Below are 963 nucleotides of genomic sequence, written 5' to 3'. Positions count from 1 at the left end.
CCACGGGGCCAGCGCCAGCAGCGACGGAATATCACGAATAGTCGGCTCAACGTGGGTTTTCATAAAGTTCTCGGCATCACCATCCGTCGGCAACCAGATAAGGGTGTTGCGCTGCTTATGCTCTATAAAGTAGGCATAAACACCCAGCAGCATTTTGGAATAACCGACACGGGCAGACTTCACCACATTCACCTCACGGATGTAGTCGCTGCCCATCGCATTCATGATGGCCCGCTGAAAGGGCAGTGTTTCCCAGCGCCCTTCCTGGTATGCGGATTCTTTCGGGAGATAGTAATTAGCATCCGCCCATTCAACGGCGGTCTGTGGCTCCGGCCTGAACAGTGAGCGAAGCCCGGCGCGGACAAAATGCCGCAGCCTGTTAACCTGACTGTTCGATATATTCACTCAGCAACCCCGGTATCAGTTCATCCAGCGCGGCTGCTTTGTTCATGGCTTTGATGATATCCCGTTTCAGGAAATCAACATGTCGGTTTTCCAGTTCCGGAAAACGCCGCTGCACCGACAGGGGGAGCCCGTCGAGAATACTGGCAATTTCACCTGCGATCCGCGACAGCACGAAAGTACAGAATGCGGTTTCCACCACTTCAGCGGAGTCTCTGGCATTCTTCAGTTCCTGTGCGTCGGCCTGCGCACGCGTAAGTCGATGGCGTTCGTACTCAATAGTTCCTGGCTGGAGATCTGCCTCGCTGGCCTGCCGCAGTTCTTCAACCTCCCGGCGCAGCTTTTCGTTCTCAATTTCAGCATCCCTTTCGGCATACCATTTTATGACGGCGGCAGAGTCATAAAGCACCTCATTACCCTTGCCACCGCCTCGCAGAACGGGCATTCCCTGTTCCTGCCAGTTCTGAATGGTACGGATACTCGCACCGAAAATGTCAGCCAGCTGCTTTTTGTTGACTTCCATTGTTCATTCCACGGACAAAAACAGAGAAAGGAAACGAC

General features: G+C 53.7%; 2 protein-coding genes. Both read right to left on the bottom strand.

Features of this window, described 5'->3' with window-relative positions; genetic code table 11:
- A partial coding sequence (locus PsAD26_RS29035) for a phage terminase large subunit family protein (RefSeq protein WP_080484645.1) occupies positions 1–405 on the bottom strand: 405 nt, incomplete at its 3' end.
- Complete coding sequence (locus PsAD26_RS22825) at positions 380–925, bottom strand: DNA-packaging protein (RefSeq protein ID WP_000453580.1); 546 nt, start codon at positions 923–925, stop codon at positions 380–382. The genes PsAD26_RS29035 and PsAD26_RS22825, both read right to left, overlap by 26 nt.
- Positions 926–963 lie beyond the last annotated feature (38 nt).

The sequence above is a fragment of the Pseudovibrio sp. Ad26 genome, assembly GCF_001623285.1.
In the GTDB taxonomy this organism is placed as follows: domain Bacteria; phylum Pseudomonadota; class Alphaproteobacteria; order Rhizobiales; family Stappiaceae; genus Pseudovibrio; species Pseudovibrio ascidiaceicola.
The sequence above is the reverse complement of the archived record's forward strand: the minus strand, read 5'-3'. Positions and strand labels throughout refer to the sequence as shown.

Excerpts from the sequence above, each read along its gene's own strand:
- PsAD26_RS22825 (WP_000453580.1), bottom strand. The coding sequence starts at position 925 with ATGGAAGTCAACAAAAAGCAGCTGGCTGACATTTTCGGTGCGAGTATC.